General features: G+C 43.7%; 14 protein-coding genes. 1 reads left to right on the top strand and 13 read right to left on the bottom strand.

Going from position 1 to position 19,376, the window contains the following annotated elements; genetic code table 11:
• Positions 1-997: 997 nt before the first annotated feature.
• The 3 genes from AC0YNV_RS22465 to AC0YNV_RS22455 all read right to left on the bottom strand — a co-directional run bounded on the left by AC0YNV_RS22465 (position 998) and on the right by AC0YNV_RS22455 (position 5,409).
• Positions 998-2,509 (bottom strand): Fic family protein, encoded by a 1,512-nt coding sequence (locus AC0YNV_RS22465; protein ID WP_475769995.1) that lies wholly within the window; start codon positions 2,507-2,509, stop codon positions 998-1,000.
• 292 nt (positions 2,510-2,801) lie between these two features.
• Entirely contained in the window at positions 2,802-3,590 is a 789-nt protein-coding gene (locus AC0YNV_RS22460; RefSeq protein ID WP_475769994.1) for a toll/interleukin-1 receptor domain-containing protein, read from the bottom strand.
• A gap of 622 nt (positions 3,591-4,212) precedes the next feature.
• On the bottom strand, positions 4,213-5,409 hold the full coding sequence (locus AC0YNV_RS22455; RefSeq protein ID WP_475769993.1) for a Shedu immune nuclease family protein: 1,197 nt from the start codon (positions 5,407-5,409) through the stop codon (positions 4,213-4,215).
• Positions 5,410-5,535: 126 nt separating this feature from the next.
• Between AC0YNV_RS22455 and AC0YNV_RS22450 the strand changes: the two genes are divergently transcribed.
• Positions 5,536-7,941: an AAA family ATPase gene (locus tag AC0YNV_RS22450; RefSeq protein ID WP_475769992.1), complete on the top strand. Its 2,406-nt coding sequence runs from the start codon at positions 5,536-5,538 to the stop codon at positions 7,939-7,941.
• 1,128 nt (positions 7,942-9,069) lie between these two features.
• Here AC0YNV_RS22450 and AC0YNV_RS22445 read toward each other — a convergent pair.
• From AC0YNV_RS22445 to AC0YNV_RS22400, 10 genes are all read right to left on the bottom strand, one after another.
• A complete protein-coding gene (locus AC0YNV_RS22445) occupies positions 9,070-9,981 on the bottom strand; it encodes a restriction endonuclease (protein ID WP_475769991.1) in 912 nt (303 codons plus the stop codon).
• Positions 9,982-10,234: 253 nt separating this feature from the next.
• Positions 10,235-10,987: a glycerophosphodiester phosphodiesterase gene (locus AC0YNV_RS22440; protein ID WP_475769990.1), complete on the bottom strand. Its 753-nt coding sequence runs from the start codon at positions 10,985-10,987 to the stop codon at positions 10,235-10,237.
• Between the two features lie 13 nt (positions 10,988-11,000).
• Positions 11,001-11,783, bottom strand: coding sequence for a carbohydrate ABC transporter permease (locus tag AC0YNV_RS22435; protein WP_475770052.1), 783 nt, complete (start codon positions 11,781-11,783; stop codon positions 11,001-11,003).
• 156 nt (positions 11,784-11,939) lie between these two features.
• Positions 11,940-12,812, bottom strand: coding sequence for a carbohydrate ABC transporter permease (locus tag AC0YNV_RS22430; protein WP_210044654.1), 873 nt, complete (start codon positions 12,810-12,812; stop codon positions 11,940-11,942).
• 1 nt (position 12,813) lies between these two features.
• Complete coding sequence (locus tag AC0YNV_RS22425; RefSeq protein ID WP_475769989.1) at positions 12,814-13,884, bottom strand: ABC transporter ATP-binding protein; 1,071 nt, start codon at positions 13,882-13,884, stop codon at positions 12,814-12,816.
• Complete coding sequence (locus tag AC0YNV_RS22420) at positions 13,838-14,749, bottom strand: HAD family hydrolase (protein ID WP_475769988.1); 912 nt, start codon at positions 14,747-14,749, stop codon at positions 13,838-13,840. Before AC0YNV_RS22420 ends, AC0YNV_RS22425 begins: the two co-directional genes overlap by 47 nt.
• A 166-nt stretch (positions 14,750-14,915) precedes the next feature.
• Positions 14,916-16,271: an ABC transporter substrate-binding protein gene (locus AC0YNV_RS22415; RefSeq protein WP_475769987.1), complete on the bottom strand. Its 1,356-nt coding sequence runs from the start codon at positions 16,269-16,271 to the stop codon at positions 14,916-14,918.
• A gap of 447 nt (positions 16,272-16,718) precedes the next feature.
• Positions 16,719-17,348: a glycerol-3-phosphate responsive antiterminator gene (locus AC0YNV_RS22410; protein WP_475769986.1), complete on the bottom strand. Its 630-nt coding sequence runs from the start codon at positions 17,346-17,348 to the stop codon at positions 16,719-16,721.
• A gap of 14 nt (positions 17,349-17,362) precedes the next feature.
• Positions 17,363-18,205 carry a metallophosphoesterase family protein gene (locus AC0YNV_RS22405; RefSeq protein ID WP_475769985.1) on the bottom strand — a complete coding sequence of 281 codons (843 nt, stop codon included), beginning with the start codon at positions 18,203-18,205 and terminating at the stop codon, positions 17,363-17,365.
• 125 nt (positions 18,206-18,330) lie between these two features.
• Positions 18,331-19,317 carry a bile acid:sodium symporter family protein gene (locus tag AC0YNV_RS22400; protein WP_475769984.1) on the bottom strand — a complete coding sequence of 329 codons (987 nt, stop codon included), beginning with the start codon at positions 19,315-19,317 and terminating at the stop codon, positions 18,331-18,333.
• Between the last annotated feature and the right edge of the window lie 59 nt (positions 19,318-19,376).

Raw genomic sequence — 19,376 nt, 5'->3', positions numbered from 1 at the left:
ACAAAGCTCCTTCAAATTGTAATTTTAACAATTCTAGAATGCAGTCGCTATCCTTGCTGTGGAGGCTGTTATTAAAAAAAACGTAAGGAGAGATTTCCTCCACCCCGATTCATTTAAATGCCCAGTGTACCAAATGATCAGCTTGTTAAAGTTTGTAGCCACGCGATGTAAAGTAACAAATCACTTACAGCCTTTTTTGAAACTTTTGGATCGGCTACAGTAACTTGGACAGAAAAGTTGAGGGCGAGTAAAATGAGCTCAACAGACAAGGAGCGAAACTACAATGCCTCAAGCTAGACGCAAGTTTACACCTGAATTTAAGAGTCAGATGGTACCCCATCTCTATTTGTAAAAGTCCTCCATATTTCGTGCCAAAATATCATATCGTCTCATGACACATGCCAAAAAAACTTTTATGATATATTGGCACGCAAAACAAGCCTATTTTTCAATGTGCCGAAAAGTATGCTTTCTGACACAAAAATACAGCTCCTTTTCCCTGGATATGAATATCTCCATCTAAATCCCATGCCCCATACTTTCATAATGATCAAATGGCCTCATTGTAAGTTCTCCAGATTTATACTTCTCCGCAGATTCGCGGCCTAATTTTTTAACGAGAACATACGCTAAGGCTCTTGATAGGGCCTGGGACGCGTAATTTATTACTCTAAGGAACCAGCGAACAGCTACGCTGGTACTACCCCTGGCTAAGACTTTCCGGAATCGGTGACTAAACAATTTCGGAATACGCATATAGTTAACATCCAGGCTAGAAGGTCCTTCTTAATAATTCCAACAATAAAGTTGTGGATAAAGCAAAAATCCACAACCTCATGCGGTTGTGCACTTACATGGTGGAGGCGAACCGTGGTTCAGTAAATCCTCAATCCGCCGCAATGTAATAGTAATTTTGGGTGAGGGGCATAACTTAACCTAGCCTCCGGTCTCCTAAATAAAGCATTCTCTAATTGGTATGAAAGTATTATATTTTAAATTAATAAATTTCATTTGCAATATGTGCTAATGTTATTGTTACAATATCTGAAACGAAAGATTGTAGATCTTCTTGAATTTGAGAAACTTCCAGATCAACTGATAATGTTAAAGGTCTTAAATCGATAGGAACCATTGTCCACACCCGATTGTCCCTACCTTGTCTACTTCTAGTACCTTTAGTGTTAATACCATTTTCTCCAAAATCAAGAATTGCTCCAACAGCAAGGGTTGAATCATCGTAGCCATAGTGATGAACAGTAACAATAAGGCGATACACCTTTTCTTTCGAAATTCGTATCTGTAATGAAAACCATCCTTTTGGCAATACTCTATTAAAATAATAATCATGCTGATTTGCATATTCGATGATCTGACCAGCAAAGTAATGACTATTCTGCTGTTCTGGGGGAGCAAGATTTAAACTTATAGTGGCCATACCATTAACGCTTGTCTCTAGATCCTTAACTGTATTTATTAACTGAGCGTGTAATACATCAAAAATTCCTTTACGTTTTTCTTTAAGTTTCATATTTCTAAGTTCGCGTTCATGAGATTGATTTTCTTGTAGCTTCTGTGTAAAAAGCTGCATTACGTGTGTGTATGAGGTTGGTCTTTGTTCGGATTTCCAGTTCAGAGCAAGCTCAATATTTCGTACCTGCACATCACAAAATAAATCAATAAGTGGCTGGGATTCACCTTGGTCAGCCTTTTCTAAGCTATTTATATACTTTATCTTCTCATCTCTATTAATATTTAATGGAAATAGATTATTTTTTATTAAAATTAGACTCGCAAGCAATCGAGCAATTCTGCCATTGCCATCTTGAAACGGATGTATTTGAGCAAAACTGTGATGAAACCAAGCAGCAATAATTACGGGATGAATTTCTTTCTTCGATTCAAGATCTTTGTATATAGATAGTAAATTTTCCATCTCATTTTCCACCTGTAAAGGTGGGCAATACATAAATTTTGTACCATCGTTGCGCTTAGGGTTATTCTCATGCTGCTTGAATTGTCCCTTTAAGAGTGGTATCTCTATAACGTGCCCTAGTGCTGTTATTGCTTCCGTTGAATCTTGATGTGATGTAACCAACTGATGAAGTTCTAATATAAAACCTTTTGTAAGAGGGCGATCATTCTTTACAACATCAAACACAAAATCTAGTGCATCGAAATGGTCTCGAAGAAAGCCCATCAATACCGATTGATTAATATTCGTATCCCCATGCTGAAGATAGGATTCAACAAATCCTTCTTTAATAAATGTTTCTGTGATTCCTTCTTTAAGATCATATAATCTTTCTATTATTCCTGTCTCAATTGCATGTTGTCTTTTTAATCTATCAAGAAACTTCTCATACTCAGTTCCTTGTTGCTGAAGTTGTTCACGTCGATGCAACCAAGAGGGAAGCAATTTTTCTAACTTTGCTATAGAAAGACTCTTCCACGAATCACTAAAGATGATCGGACTCCAAATGATAACCTCATTATTCTCTTGATAATCCATATAACTACCTCCTGATTATTTCTTTAAAAAGCAATAAATTTAAGATAATACTTCCTGTGCATACGAAGAAATGAATATGCTAAACAGACTGACCGTCTGCAATAGTTAGGGCAACGATCCCCATAAGAGCAACTTTAAGGCACTCAGGCGAAGCAAATGAAATACGTGGCCTATCTCTGCGGCATCCGCGAATGGAAGAAGGAATACAGGAACACGGTGCAGAATGCGATTTAAACCTAAACAAATCCTAACTACTATAAAGTTAGGATCACTTTTGTCAACTGTTTAGTTATTATGAAACATTATCGAGGCGTTTGACTAGTGCGCCAACTATAAGAGATAGTTCATCTGTCTTATTATGAATTTTACACCACATGGCGATCTGATGCGGACCACCCTTAATCATTTCTTTTCTGATACCATGCATCACATAACCTGCGGTAATAGACATTCCTTCACATTCAAAAGCAAAATTGCGATTGATATCAATAAATTCAGGAAAAGTCTTATCCTCTCTTTCTATTGCATTGAGAAGTGACTGCGGTAAATCACGCCGTTCAATTGCTAGACGCTCTAATAATAGTCTTTTATCACGCTTCGAGATCTCTAGTTGTGCTTCAAGTGCCTTGAGCGCCTCTTGATATGCTTTTGCTTCGGCATAACTTAATCCCGAATTTGTAGTAGGTGATTCGTTCAATCGGGTCGCAATTAATTTTAAACCTTGCTTGTATTTAGTGCTATCTGTAAAATCCGCATAAAATTTCCCCTTTAAAAAACCAGGTGGTTCGACTTCTTCAAGCATGATTGGGAGAACTTTGACTTGCTCACCATCAATTTCTTGATTCATTGCAATATCGATTTCTTTCTGAACCCATTTTGACTGAATGGAATTGTTGGATAATATGACACCAACATATCTCATTCGATCAATACCATCCCTTATTTTTTCAATTAGAGAGTCTCCTATTTTTATTTCAGCTTCATCCACCCAAACCATAAACCCTTGACGCTGAAGATCATTTGCTAGCTTTCGTACGAAAGGTTTATCTTTTGAATTATGGCTAAGAAAGATACTACTCAATGTACATCATTTCCCCCAGTTATTATAATGATTATAAATACTCTAGGAACTAAATAATGGATCTATGATAAATATAGCATGTTTCCTAAATAAACAAAATAAGGAAGTTGGTTGAAAGGTCTATTATATCTTGTATATAAATATAGCAATAATCCACAACCTCGTGCGGATGTGGATTTACATGGTGGAGGCGAGGGGATGAAGACAACGCCACACAGGCGCTGCCCTATGTCACAGCCGATGAGGAGCTCCAGCATTTTTATAAAGCAGCCTGGGAAGCCAAGAACTTCCAAGATATGATTATCATCAAAACATTTGTTTATACCGACGTCCGCATTGATGAGCTTATTAATATAAAATTAAATGAAGTGGACTTTACCTATTGACAGATACGTATTAATGAAAGAAAAGGTAAAAAAATCGCATCGTCCCTTTCCCTATTCCCTTCAAGGAAATGCTTGCGATGCATGTTCAAAATCAAAAAAAGAAAAACGCTCAGTATCTATTCGAGTCTCTATGGAAAAAGAAGTATTCAGATAGAGGAATACGGTAAATGATAGTAAGGTATGCCTAAATCGCGAAAAGAAAACCCAACCCAATTATTGGAATTTGTTCTCATCTCCTATTTAGATTTAAACTTGAAGATGATAAGTTCCAATCTTGCGAGCAATTCATCATATGTAATAATGTCTATAACGTTTTTGTATTTTCTTTTTATAACCTCAAAATCATCTTTTTGCATACTTGATAATTCGTTCTCTCGTCCCATAATAATGATTCCACCAGGGTTCACTATTTTAATATTGAAATTATCTGGCAACTGGGACTTGTAGTTTTTGGTTAAGGTCTCTTCGCCTGATCTCCCCCATTTGTTCAAGTAAAATATGTATTTTTCAATTTGCATCACAGAGCCTGATAGCTCTCTAAGAGGGATATGATTGTCCCTGTATTTATTTTCAGAGACTATGCTTTGCCCAAAAGGTTTTTTAATTTCAATGATGTCAATATTACCATTAGAATCAATTAGCATATAGTCAAGTCTTCTTTTCTTATCGTTATAGTCTTTTATATTTACTTCTTCAAATACTTGAATATATTTAGGATATATCAATTGGATGATTTCAATAATAGATTGTTGCCACTGCTTCTCAGTATAATTAATTTCGTTTTTAAGCATGTACTTTAGTGTCTCAAGTATAAAACAATATTTTTCATATTCTTGATTTGAAAAAAGATATAATAACTTATCTTTTTTACGTAAATTGTTACTGTTATTCATGTGTTTTTCATATATATACTCCCCATCAACCGAATCATAAAAATAATCCCTTAAAATACTACTATTACGTGCATCTGTATATTTAGTCAGTTCATTACTGTTGGGGAATAAACTCAATAATTTTTCAAATACACTAACAGGCAAATAATTATCATTATCACCAATATAGATATCTTCTTTAATTACTTTATTTATTTTCTTAAAGATAGAGATATTCCTATAGGCTGTAAACATCTTGTCATGAATTTTAATATTAGCTTGTATGAATAGGTTTACATTTATAGATAGGACATTATTATTAATTTTATAATAATCCCCTCCCCTATTTATTTCCCCTAATCTAAAAACAATACGATCTTCATCTACATATTCCACTCCGTCAATAGATTCTTGTATATGCATATCATCCTTACTAAAAGTAAATGTTTTTCTAATAACAATTGATTCGTTTTTTGAAAAAGCATCATTAATCCACTGTAAGCCATTCAATGGGTAATACTCCACCAAGATCTCTCTTTCATTCTTAATTATATTTAACATTTTATACCCCTTTTTACCGCAAGATAATATAGCAGAAACCTCGCTCCGCTGAGCGCGGCGGTGACCATCCTGCTCCTGGTTACTCGCTGTCTCATTTAATTATAAAGAATAGAGCAGGTTTTTATTTTGGGAACGTCAATTAATTCTTTATCAGGCTATTCTTGGCATGTTAAAATAAGACATGCTATAAATTACCAGCAAGGGGTTGTAATTATGATAAAAAAAATAGTCAAAATCAACAATACAGGGAAATTTAGATCTTTTTCTTCAAAAGGCGACATATTATTCAACAGAATGAATCTTATTTATTCTGAAAATGGACGTGGAAAAACCACTTTGTCCCACATTCTTAGATCACTTAATGATCAGAATAATGATTTAATTGTTGGTAGGAAAACGCTTGGTTCTAAAGAAGAGCAGATCATCGAAATTCTTACAGATAAAGGAATGATGAAATTTAATGGAAACATGTGGTTAGCACAACCAACCTTTGATATAGAGATCTTTGATTCTCATTATGTAAACCAAAATGTATTCTCAGGTTATATAATAGAGCATGATCAGAAAAAGAGAATGTATTTATTTACAGTTGGAAAAAAAGGAGTTGAATACGTTAGAAATTTATTAGATGAAGATGAAAAAATAAAAGCAGCCAACAATATAAAAAAACAATTAGAAAAAGATATAATTTCTGGTACCAGCGGGCTTCTTTCATACTCTGACTTTATATCCTTAAAACAGGTGGATAATCTTGAATCAGAAATTACAAGGCAAGAAATGACATTAAGAGCAGTTGAGAAAGATGCAGAAATTAAAGCAAAACCCACTTTTAACCTTTTAAAACTCCCACCATTCGATAAAGAAAAGTTTCTATCTAATTTTGAACGAACTATAATTACTCATTTGATGAATAATGCTGAAGCATTAACAAAAGAACATATTCATGTAAAATTGGATGGTGTTGAAGGTGAAAAATGGTTAGAATATGGAATGAATCATATTATTGATGATACATGCCCATTTTGTAATCAAGACATAAGTAATGTGCAAGTTATAAAAGCGTTTCAAAGCTTTTTCAGTGAGGAGTACAATAAAGCAAAAAGTATCATATCTAATTTAGAATCATCATTTGGACAGATTTTTAGTACAGACAAGATATTTGATCTTCAAAGGGCTGTAAATACAAATACTGAGCTTTCAGCGTATTGGAAACAATATATTACTTTTGAGAAAGATCTAGATTTTGACCTGGATGACTCAAGTATAACCTGGAAAGGGTTCACTGAAGAAATTAATTCCTTAATACAAACCAAAAAATCGGCTCCTTTAGAAGAAGTTATTACACCTGAATCTGTATCGGCTCACATAAAAAAGTATTTAACGCTTCTTGAAAATATTCACAAATATAATAAGGATATTAAAGAATTCAATGATCTAGTCGAACAAAGAAAAAAAAGCATTGATACTATACATATTCAGAATGCGAGAACAAGATTAAATTTCTATAGAAATGTTAAACTTCGCTTTTCAGAAGAGAAAGAAAAAATTATAGAAGGTTATCTTGTGAAATTAGAGTCAATTCGTTTGTTAGAACAGAGCAAAAAACAAATAAAGTCTGATTTAGATACATATACAAACACTATATTTACAAAATACGAGGAGAAAATTAATTTTCATTTGAAAAATTGTGGAGCAAGTTTCACCATTACGGATTTCAAATCAAGCTTCCTTGGAGGAAATCCAAGTAGTAATTTTGTACTTACAATCAATGGTTGTAAAGTTGAATTAGGTAATGATAAATCACCAACTTCAAAAGCTACATTTAGTAACACTCTTAGTGAAGGAGATAAAAGTTGCCTTGCATTTGCGTTTTTTCTTGCAAAATTGGAAACTGATCTTGAGATAGAAAAAAAAGTAATAATATTCGATGATCCCATATCAAGTTTGGATAGTCATAGAAAGAATTACACTGCTGATCAAATATTGAGATTTAGTTCCTTAGCAAAACAAGTACTAGTACTTACCCACGATTCATATTTCGCCAGAATCCTATGGCAAAAATTCGCTGATAAATCCACCTTACTAACACAATTATGCATAAGACGCGATGGGATAGCAGATAGCAAAATAGATGTTTGGAATATTGAAGAAGAAACAAAAAATGATTATTATCAAGGGTATTTTGCTCTAGCTGACTTTCTAGAAGGACAATCTAAACTTGATCTTCGAGCTGTTGCTAGGTGCATCCGACCATTAATTGAAGGAAATCTTAGAATTCGTTTCCCTAAAGATTTTAAGAGTGATGAATGGCTCGGTAATTTTATCGATAAAGTTAGAAATGGATTATCTCCTACAGTTATTCATATGCAGCCACAATTAAGAGAGCTTGAAGAAATAAATGATTTTAGCAAAAAATTCCATCATGATAAAAATCCTTTTGCAGATAGTGCATTACTAAACGAAACAGAGTTGCATGCTTATGTTCAGAGAACTTTAAATGTTCTTCGTGGAGTCCACACACTACCTGCATAAGAAAATGGGACATGCTTGTGATAGCATGTCCATTTTTTAGAGATTCAGAAACGCCTATCAGGTTTTTTTCCCAAACTACCGACCCTTCTTTGTTCTCAAGGCAGGTAATTCCAGTTGATCTTGTAGCATTATACGATTACGCAATTCATCGTCAGGTCCCATACGGATCCCATGGTGAGACTTCATTCCCGTTTAACAATATTTTGAAGGGTAGTTATCGACGATCCTTCTGTTCAAGAAATCGATGAAATACAACAAATAGGTGATCCTCAACAACGCGGTACATCAGAAGAAAGGTTTCCTTGGGCTTAGGCATGTTACTCTACTCCTTGCAGGCTATTAATGGTTGTTCGGAACCGTTTTTCGATCCCCACCGCTACATTTTCTGGTGTGAATATTTTCTCCGTTGATAGATTCTCCTCAGGAGGACTTTAACAATAAACCAGCATACGCAAATGCAACGAAGCGTAGTTATTAACGGCAGGACCACAATATGACTGTAAATGGGTTTAACCTCACATACTCACAGACAGAATGTCACTAATCCTCAAGTTGTGTTAATACCTATGAACAACAAAAAATAGTATCCGGTAAGAGCAGTTTCTTTTATCTGAAGCATATTCCCTAGTTTACAGATTAGTTGAATGGTATTTACACCTTGAGATGGTATCAGGTTTAACCCTCTACCCACCCGAAATGTTTAGCAGAATTATACATTAGTATCAAAATTTTAAGTACAAATTTTTATGGGCCCGAAAACAAACAAAAACACGTTGCTAGAAACTGCTTTACAACTACCTACATGTGTTTTCACCAACTTAACCTATTGTGCATTTTGTTAATTTCATTATTATGTATCCGATCAGTGTTAGTTGCCTAAACCCCACTTGAACACAAAACCCGAGGACTCTTCTCCAGGGTGCATTTTTGAAATAGAAGGTTATTGTTCCATTCTTCTCTATTAAATTTTTAAACGTGTAGGTGATGGATTCCTTTTAGCCATTCTCCCTTCTAAAGAATCGACGGTTGAGGAATTCGGTTTTGAAACATATTCGTATCCAATCACTCTTAAAGGCTCACGGATTCTGTCTTTATACAAATTCACTTATTCATATGTAAATAACGTTCTTACTCCTCAAAGAACTCTAAATCAAGTTTTTTCGTTATATAGACCTCCTCATTAGATACACCTATGTTGTAATTGAACATTAGATCTGTTAGTTCTGAACCATCAATTAGGATGACTCGTTTTTCAATAGAGTCAACATAGCTGCGAGCTTCTTTGGAAAACTTAGTTGTTGTGATAAAAATCCCTTTAGAGGCTTTCTTACCCACTAAGCTTCCTACAAATTTTTGAATTTCAGGACGAGAAATTGTGGAATCTGCTTTCCATCGCTTTGCTTGTAAGTAAATCATATCAAGACCTAGCACATCTTCTTTTATAATCCCATCAATTCCTTCATCACCTGATTTGCCTATTGCTCTGCCTGCGTCCTTTACAGAACCGCCATAACCCATAGCTACAATCAGTTCAACAACTAGTCGTTCAAAAAATGTAGGTGAACACTCTAATATCTTTTCTAATAGCAAATCTTGTAGCTCATTTTTTAAAATATTATAGTTGTGTCCGATAATTTCTAAAGGAGTTTGTTCATCACTATCTATTACATCAATCTTCGGTTTATCAATAGTATTCTTATTTACAAACTCATTAAAACTCTGATATTTACTTAAGAACTTAATATCAATCCTCGTGACAGATGTATCTCCTAAAACTTTCAAACCATCATCTGTAATTTTAAATACAGCTCTTCTTATTACTTTAATTAGACCTGCTTTTGATAGATACGTTCTAGCCCATCCAATACGATTATGTAACAATGTTTGCTTTCCACTAGGCAAAAGCTCTGCAATATCTGTATCCGTTAAATGAAAGTGGCTAGCTAGCAAGACATATAGTTCTTGTAGCTTATATTCATTGCCATCTTTCAATCGCTTTAAAAATGGATACATGAAATCTTGATAACCTGGTACAGCCACTTTACCAACTCCCCAATTTTGTCTTATTTCTAATATAGCAAAATTTGATTATCTATATAGCTACTATAAATAGGGGTTCTTCATATGAAAGAAAAAATATGGTTTACAGTATCACAAATAAAAGAGAGACCTCCACTGAGATCCCCCAATATCACCGTAAACCATACATTTTATTATTCTTTCCTCACTAATAGTGAACAGCACTCCACATGTGTACATCTATAACTATTGAATAACTCTAGACCTTCCCCCTCTAACCCCTAACCCCATCCCCCCACACAATCCGCAGCACCCGCTCCGGATAATTCGTCGTAATCCTCATCCCTGGATACTCCCTAATAATCCGCTCGAGAATCTCCGGTTCATCCACCGTCCACACGCCCATATCAATCCCTAGTCCTGCCATCTCATCCACGAGCTCCCGCGTCACAAAAGCATAATGCATCGACACGCTCGATGCCCCCGTATAACGCAGCTGCTCCGCAAGCAGCGTCGGCTTGCCCAGGAAGATCAATCCCGTCGGGATGGAGGGATCGATCTCGTGCGCCCGCTTCATGGAATCATGATTGAAGGAGGAGAGCACAACCTCCTCCTGCATGCCCTGCTGCTGAATGAGCGAGATAGCCTTCTGTTCAATGCCCTCATACTCATCACCCAGCATCTTCAGCTCCACATGCAGCTTGCAGCGACCTTTCGCAAGCTCCAGCACTTCCTCAAGCGTCGGAATCCGCTCCGCCGCGAACTGGGGAGCGAACTTGCTGCCCGCATCGAATTGGCGCAGCTCCGCAAGCGTATAAGCGCGGATCATGCCTGTCCCGCTTGTCGTCCGGTCCAGTGTATGGTCGTGAATAACGACAGGAACTCCGTCTCTGGACAGGTGCACGTCAAGCTCAATAATCGCAATATCCGGCTCGGCCAGAGCCAGCTTGAACGCCGCCATCGTATTCTCGGGCGCATCTCCCGAACATCCGCGGTGTGCCACTATCGTAATCATCGTTTCATCCATCCCTTCGGTTCTCTTATTTCACTCCGTTATACACGAACGCCTTGATAATCTGCCGCTGCGATAAGAAGAATACAACCAGGATCGGCGCAACCAGAATCAGGTTGCCGGCCATCAGGATATTCCAGGTCGCGACGCCTTCCACTTCGCGGATCTTGGCGATGCCGAGCGGCAGCGTTCTCGCCGTTTCATTGGTTGTCATGACGAGCGGCCAGAAGTAGTCGTTCCAATGGGCAATGAAGCTGAACAAGGCGAAAGTGACGAGCACCGGCTTCACGAGCGGCACCATGATGCGCAGGATGATTTTCCACTCGGCCGCCTGATCCAGTCGTGCCGCTTCGAGCAGCTCATCCGAGATCTGCATGAACGCCTGCCGCAGCAGGAAGATGCCGAAGGCGCTGGACGCGAATGGCAGGATAAGGCCAAGATGCGTATTGAGCAGCTTGAACGCGCTCAGCTCCAGATACACGGGCAGGAAGATCAGCTGGGCGGGAATCATGAGCGTCACCATGACGATGCCGAACAGGAAGCCCGAGCCGATGAACCTGTACCGGGCAAAAGCATACGCGGCCGGAATAATCGTCAGCATCTGCAGGATCAGGATGCCCACTGCAATGATGATGCTGTTCGTGAAATAACTGAGGAACGGCCCCGTGTTCCAGGCATCCGCGTAATTCTGCCAGACGGGACTCGTCGGAATCCATACCGGCGGGAAAATCATCGTCTCCGGCAGCGTCTTGAGCGATGTGGAGACCATCCAGATGAACGGCAAAGCGAAGATCAGCACCAGCGCCAGCATGCCGGCAATATTGAATACGCTCAGTATGGCGGATATCACCTTCTTGATCGTCGTTTTGCGGGTACGGACATGGCTCAACTGGCTGCCGGCAGTGGCAGTCCCAATCGGGGCTCCGCCGATCGTATTGTCTACAGCTTTCAAGAGCTTCACCTCTTCCTAACGGTAATGAACGCGATTCGACAGCAGTTTGAAGTAGATAATCGTAAGTACGCCGACAATGACCAGCAGGATAACGCCTGCCGCGGAGGCATAGCCGATCTTGAAGAACCGGAAGCCGTATTCATAGATGTAATACACCAGGGTGTTGGTGGAATTGACTGGACCGCCCTGGGTCATGATCGCGATGGTCTCGAATACCTGGAACGATCCGATCATGTTGATGACCACCAGGAAGAAGATCGACGGCGACAGCATGGGCAGGATCAGCTTCGTGAAGGTCGTCCAAGGCTTGGAACGGTCCAGGGAAGCCGCTTCGTAGATATCTGACGGGATGCTCTGCAGCCCCGCGATGAATACAAGAGCGTTGTACCCGAGCCCTTTCCATACAGCCACGATGACCAGCGAGATGAGCGAGGTGCTCGGATGGGACAGCCAGTCCAGCTTGCCGAAGCCCACGAGCCCGATCACCCAGTTGAGCAGCCCGTATTCAGGATCCATCAGCCAGCTCCACAGCAGCGAGATGGACACGAGCGAAATAATATGCGGACTGAAGATCGCCCCCTGCACGAAGCCGTGGAAGAAGCTTTTGCGGTTCAGCCACAGCGCCAGCAGCAAGGAGATTCCGGTCGTCAGCGTCACCGTGAGCAGGGTGTAGATAGTCGTATTGGTGAGCACCTGCCGGAAGTCCGGCTCCGTCAGCAGGTCCTTGAAATTCTGGAAGCCCACGAAGGTCTTGGTCGGGCTGACAAAATTCCAGTCGAACATGCTCAGGTAGATCATATAGAAGATCGGATAGATGAAGAACAGGGAGAAAATGATAATGGCCGGAGCGACCATGCTGTACGGACGCAGCTTTTCCCATACGGTCATGTCATCTTCCTCCAGCCGCCACAAGACGCTTCGAGCTTGCCTCGACGCCGCGCAGCCTTTCCCCGTTCAGCCCGAAATAATAGAGCTGGTCATGCGGAATCGTCACCTTCACGCGCTCGGCCGTCTCCAGCGGCGCAAGGAAGGTCTTGACGAAGAAGACGCCGGTCCGCGACTGGATCTGATAAATATTTTCCGCTCCCAGACTCTCGCGGGTCAGAATCTCGCCTTCTATGTCATACCCTTCGACTTCTGCTCCCACGCCAATAAGCGCCTGCTCCGGACGGAACCCTACATTGCCGATAGTGGCGGCTGAACGAATATCCAACCCCTGTACATCCCGCATATTCATCATGTTCATAGCAGGCGTTCCGATGAACTCCGCGGTGAACTGATTGGCCGGATCGTGATAAAGCTTCATCGGCGTATCCGCCTGCTGGATGACACCCTTGTTCATGACGACGATTTCATCGCCCATTGACATGGCTTCCACCTGATCATGCGTAACGTAGACGAAGGTGGTTCCAAGACGCTTGTGAAGCTGGATCAGCTCGGTTCTCATTTGGTTGCGCAGCTTGGCGTCCAGATTGGACAACGGCTCGTCGAGAATGAACACCTTCGGCTTCTTCACCATCGCCCGGGCAAGTGCCACCCGCTGACGCTGTCCGCCGGACAGGTTCTGCGGCTTCTTGTTCAGATGCGGCGTTAAGCCGACAATCTCGGAAATATCCGAGATCAGCTTCTCGCGCTCGCTCTTGGCAATGCCTCTATTCTTGAGCCCGAATTCGATATTGCCGCGGACGGTCATGGTCGGGTACAGGGCATAGTTCTGAAACACCATCGCGACATCCCGCAGTCCGGGGGCGGTATCGTTCACGCATTTGTCATCGATCCATATCTCGCCGCTCGTCACCTTCTCAAGCCCGGCTACCATGCGCAGTGTCGTGGATTTGCCGCAGCCCGACGGTCCGACAAGAACGGTGAACGAACCGTCCTTGATTGTCAGGTTCAAGTTCTCAATAATGGTCTCATCCTTGAATTTCTTGCTTATATGCTTCAGCTCGATCTTCGCCATCCGATATGTTCCTCCTTGTGATGGATTCCTGAATCGCACGCATGAGCTGCTCCAGCTCTTCCAGATGGTTAAGCCGCAAATCCCAGACCTCCGGATCGCTGCTCGGGTAAGGGGAAATAAAGCAGGTTCTGCCGCCCAGCCTCTTGGCCGGATGCAGATCATTCCACGGGTTATCCCCGATCGACAGAATTTCATGAGCCTGGTAACCTTGCGCAAGCAGGGACGTGAAATACGACTGGAGTCCAAAGGGCTTATTCGCGCCGTAAACCACATCCTCGAACAAATGGCGGATCTGCATGTAGCTCATGAACTCGACGCCGGACTCGAGGTGGGTGTTGGTCATGAGGCTTTTTTTCTCGACAGCGGTGAGCTCTTCAATGGCCCGGAACAGGTCGCTGTGGCATTCGAATTGATAGGGGGTGAGGACCATCTCCTTGCGGACACGATCGAACGCCGATCTTAATTTCTGCTCGGGAAGCTTGTATTTGTGGCTGAGAACCGTCGCAATGCCCCACGGGTCGCCAATATGAATCAGATGGGGCGCCTGGGAGGATAAAGGTCCATAAGCGCAGGCATATTCATCGATTGCGGCCCCATCCCAGGTAAAGCCCTGGACGAAACGGTCCCCCTCGCGCACCAATCCGAGATCATCCTCTGTATGATAGAAATGGCCGAATTGGATCGCATGCTCTCCTGCCAGAATGGCTCTTCCTATGCTCATGGCCGCTTCGGTTTCCCCTTCGTGCTCCGTTTCCTCCAGCAGATAACGGATATACCGCTCGAGGAAGGTATCTTCCTGGTAGAGCGTTCCGTCCATATCGAAAATAATAACTTTGATCGCGGACAACCAATTCTCGTTGTACATAGGTGTAACCTCTCAGCTCTTATGATTGGAAGGAGAAGACTTCCGACTTCCGATGAAGCGGAAGCTCCTCCATGGTTTAAGCAGTTACTTCAGAATTCATAGCTCCCGGTGCATGATAGTGGTGGTGCATGATGCAGCCGGACCGCATGGCGGAATGTGCAAAATATTATTTGCTAAGCAGCTTGTTGGCTTTCTCCGCCGCTTGATTGAGCGAATCCTGCGGAGACACCTTCGGATCTAGAATCGCCTTCTCAATGGCTTCCTTGATGATCTTCGCCACTTCCGGATACGCATTCTCCATCGGACGCGGTCTTGCAAATTCCAATTGATCGACGGCTACCTTGAACTGCGGGAACTCGGCAAAATGCGCCTTCAGCTCATCGCTCTCTACGGCAGACAGACGGGTCGGCAGGTAACCGACATGCTTATGCTGGTAAATCGTGTTTTCCTTCGACGTCATCCATTTGAGGAATTCCCAAGCCGCTTGCTTCTCTTCATCGCTGCTCTTCGACGTAATGACAAGCTGACAGCCGCCGGTCGGAACGCCGTAGCTCACGTTGGAAGGCATGAACGACGTTTCCATTTCAAAACCATTGCCTTTGGCAATTTCCAGGCTTCCGGTTACACCGGCTGTGGAAGCGAATTTGAAGGCCGACAACTGGTTGGACCAGTCTTTATCCGCGGTTGGTCCCGCTTCGTCGCCCATCGGGATCTTGATCAGTCCTTCGCTGGACAGCTTCTTCCAGAACTCTACCGGCGCCACGCCCTCAGGCGAATTGAACGCAGCCGATTTGCCGTCTTCACTCAGCATTTGGCCGCCGCTTTGGGCAACCAGACCTTCGTAAAACCAGATATCTATGGGCACGGTCATGCCGACTTTGCCCTTCTCCTTCAGGACGCGGGAATATTGCTCCAGCTCATCCCATGTCTTCGGACCAGCCGGGTCGAGGCCGGCGTCTTTGAGCATCGTGACATTTTTGTACAGGATCGGGGTGCTGCGCATAAAAGGAAGGCCGTACAGCTTGCCGTCCACATAGGCATTTCCCATCAGGCCGGGATTGAAGTCATCAATCTGCAGCTGATCCTTGTCGCGCTCCGCATAGGTCGTCAGCTCTTCCAGCATGCCCGAGCGTGCGAATACGCCGGTTGATGCGATCTCGAGGTCGGTTACCGCAGGCGCGTCTCCGGCTGCGAATGCCGCTTGTACTTTGGCATGAAGGTCGTCGTAGTTGCCTTGGTGCTCGGCCACTACTTCGATTTTGTCCTGCGACTCATTGAATTCCTTGACCATGTGCAGCTTCGCTTCCTCAATCTTCTCACCGAACGCGTACCAGTACTTGATGACAACCTTCTTGGATGCGTCGGCTTCTGCCGGCTCGGCTGCAGCCCCGGTTGTGGTGTTGTCCGTGCCTGTGTTTGCGTTCGTGCCGGTGTTGTTCGTGTTCGCGCCGCCCGCTCCGCAAGCCGAGAGAACCCCTGTCATGAAAATCGCCAGCGTCAATGCAGTAAGCTTCTTAACCATTGTCTGATCCTCCACCTTTTCTTTTCTTGAGTTACAACCGGGGCGCAAAAAAAGAAACCTTAATCCTGCCGAGGACATTTCATGTCCTCCAGCGGATAAGGTTTCTCCAATACTCCAACCGATTGCTATTTACTTTTCATATCGAATGATACGTGATGTTTATTAAATCTATGTTATCTGATTGCTAAGATTATATGAATTTTCATAGATTGGTGCGGAGAATAAAAGCAGGCTGCGCAGGCGGAACCGTCTTCCGATACTCGCAAGTGTTACAAGCGAGTTAGCCGCTTGTCACTTGTCGAGGAGCTGTTGTACCCCTAATTTTTTTAATTGGAACAGTTTATCGGTGAAATTCGGGGTACAAAGGCGAACGCTTACGCTTCTCCAGACTATTTCCGCCTGCTCCGCCGGTTAATCACCGGCTTACTATTCAGGAGGGGGAGGAACCTATATAACCTGCCGGTCCTTGGACTTGTCCGACGAGGGGTCTGCGCCTCTCCACAGCTCGGGCTTGGACGTCGAAATCGCTGTCGCTCCGTACCTGAGACACTCCTCCGCCTGGCTCTGCTCGTACAACAACCCCCCTGTAATGATAGGCAGCGAGGTGAACACCTTCACCTTGCCGATCATGTCGGGGATGCGGGCAGGCATGACTTCGATGATGTCCGGCTCGCTCTGGCAGAGGCTCTTGGCGATGTTGTCCAGGCCTTCGCTGTCAACGAGGAAGAAGCGCTGAATGGTGATGAGACCCATTTTTTTCGCGGTTTTCACCACATTCGTTTTCGTCGAAATAATGCCGGTCGGCTTGATCACCTTCGCCAAATAATCCAGACCGTAATTGTCCGTGCTAAGGCCGCCCATCTTCTCCAGATGCAGGAAGACCGGGAGCTGATGCTCCTTGAACACGTCTACATAGCCCTTCACAACGCCGATGTGGCCGGTCAGCAGGAAGATGCCGCTCAACTGGCCGCGCAGCGACAGGGCGATCTCAATATGCCTCGGATCCTTGATCGAAGCGATCAATCTGTGCGCGGCGAGACCCTTCAGGAATGCGGCATGGTTTACGTCGTTCTTCATTCCTCTAACCTCCACTATTGGGGCTGCGCCGCTGTCGGCAAGGAAATTTCGAACTGTCGGTCGGCGTCTTGGCCGCGGGCGTTGGGATTGTGGTGAAAATGCGACATATGCCGGTGCATCTTAGAAGCATGCTCCAGCATGGCTTCGTCCATCATATCCACAGCGGAGATGCGGATCTTCTCGCCATCAAGCTCAATGATCCGGAAGCCGGGTTGATCCAGACAGGCGGCAAGCTGTACGAAGGTCCAGTTGTTCTGGGCCACAATCGAATTCACATGCGTATGACCGTTGAAATAGACGCCTGCCCCGTTTTTCCGGTTCAGAATGCGCCACATGTCGATGCTCGGATGAATGGAGCCTTTGTCCATCTCCGATCTTGCCGTCGTCTGATAGACGGGGTGATGGCCGAAGACGAGCAGCGGCTTCGTACCGGACTTCTCCACCATGGCCTCCAGCCACTGCAGCTGCTCTTCGTCGATCCAGCCGCTCCAATCGGCGGTGTCCATCTCTCTGGCCGTATCCAGAAAGACCAGGAAGGCCGAGTCGGTGTCAATCGCGTGATAGCGCTGCTGCCCCGTAATCTCCAGCACCTGATTGCGTGTCTGCGAGTAGACATCGTGGTTGCCCAGCACGTGAATAAATGTCCGTTCCTCACGACGCAGCAGCTCATAAACCTCCTGCAGCTCCGAGGGCGATCCAAAATTTGTAAGGTCTCCGAGCGATATATGCAAATCGGCATCCGTATTCATAAAATGTTCCAGCAAGGTGTGATAGAAAGCAGTCCTAGCCTCCGGCAGTCCCGGAATCGTTGCATCAATCTCGTGATAATGCAAGTCGCCCATCAGAACCAATCTCATTACTTTTCTCCTCCTGGCTTAAACCAAATTTGTAACTCACTCCCTCATGCTATAGAGCAAGTATTGATTATCCGTTAAATAGGGATGGAGTTTTTGTAAAGGTATATGAAAACCGTAAAGAGAGATTATGCCGAGAAATTGCTGTCAGCCACAACCCCGGACTCTGTCTTTCGCTTCAGATTATATCTCCTATTGATCAGGTACCCGAACAGCGAAGCGAGCGATTGCTGGAACAGCATGCCGAGCACTACAGGAAGGGCGACCGGTGCGGCAAAATACGACACGGCCATTACGGCTCCGGCGCTAATATTGCGCATGCCCCCGTTGAAGGTGAGGGCAATGACCAGATCCTTCTCCCAGCCCAGCAGCCTGGCTATGAGCCAGCCGAGTATGTACCCCAAGCTGGCCAGGACAAGCGTCGTGCAGGCGATCCCCAGGATTTTGGCATTGAAGTGGCGCAGATAGGGGGATACAACTGAGCTGTTGATCGCGACGACGACGCCCATCGCGATTTTCGAGAAAGGGCTCAGGCGCGGTCCCCAGTGATCCCGGATGCCGCCACCCGTCCATTGATTCAGAAGCATTCCCAGCATGGACGGCAGTACAATCATCAGCAGGAGCCCCCGCATCATGGCATAGGTGTCCATCTCGACCTGGGTTCCGACAAGAAGCGACAGTGTGTAAGGCACGACCAGCGGCGACAGAATTGTATCGATGAGAATAATCGACAAAGTAAGCGCTGTATTTCCTTTGTAAATGGCGACCCATACGAAGCTCGATATACCGGTCGGGATCGCCATGGCCAGAATAAAGCCTGTCATAGTAAACGCATCCTGCGCGTAAAACAGATGCCCCGCTCCCAGGGCGACCAGTGGCATAATGATATGGAGAATGAGCAGCGTAATGAACAGTGGAACGGGCTGCGTCAGTACTTTAATAAATTCCTTGAAGCTGGAGCTGATGCTCCCCGAGAAGGTCATGAAGGCGAAAATCCAGGTGGACAGGAAAGTAAAACCCGACAAATGATTCCCCAGCAGCACTCCGATCAGGACACTGGTAGGTGTAAGCAGCGGCAAGAAACGCTCTAAGCGGCGGTTAAACTGCTGAAGCATGGTTACAGGACTCCCTTTTTTTCACTCCAAGCACCACATGGCAGGTGGAATTCTATACT

This window comes from Paenibacillus sp. JT31N11 (genome assembly GCF_056269285.1).
The sequence above is the reverse complement of the archived record's forward strand: the minus strand, read 5'-3'. Positions and strand labels throughout refer to the sequence as shown.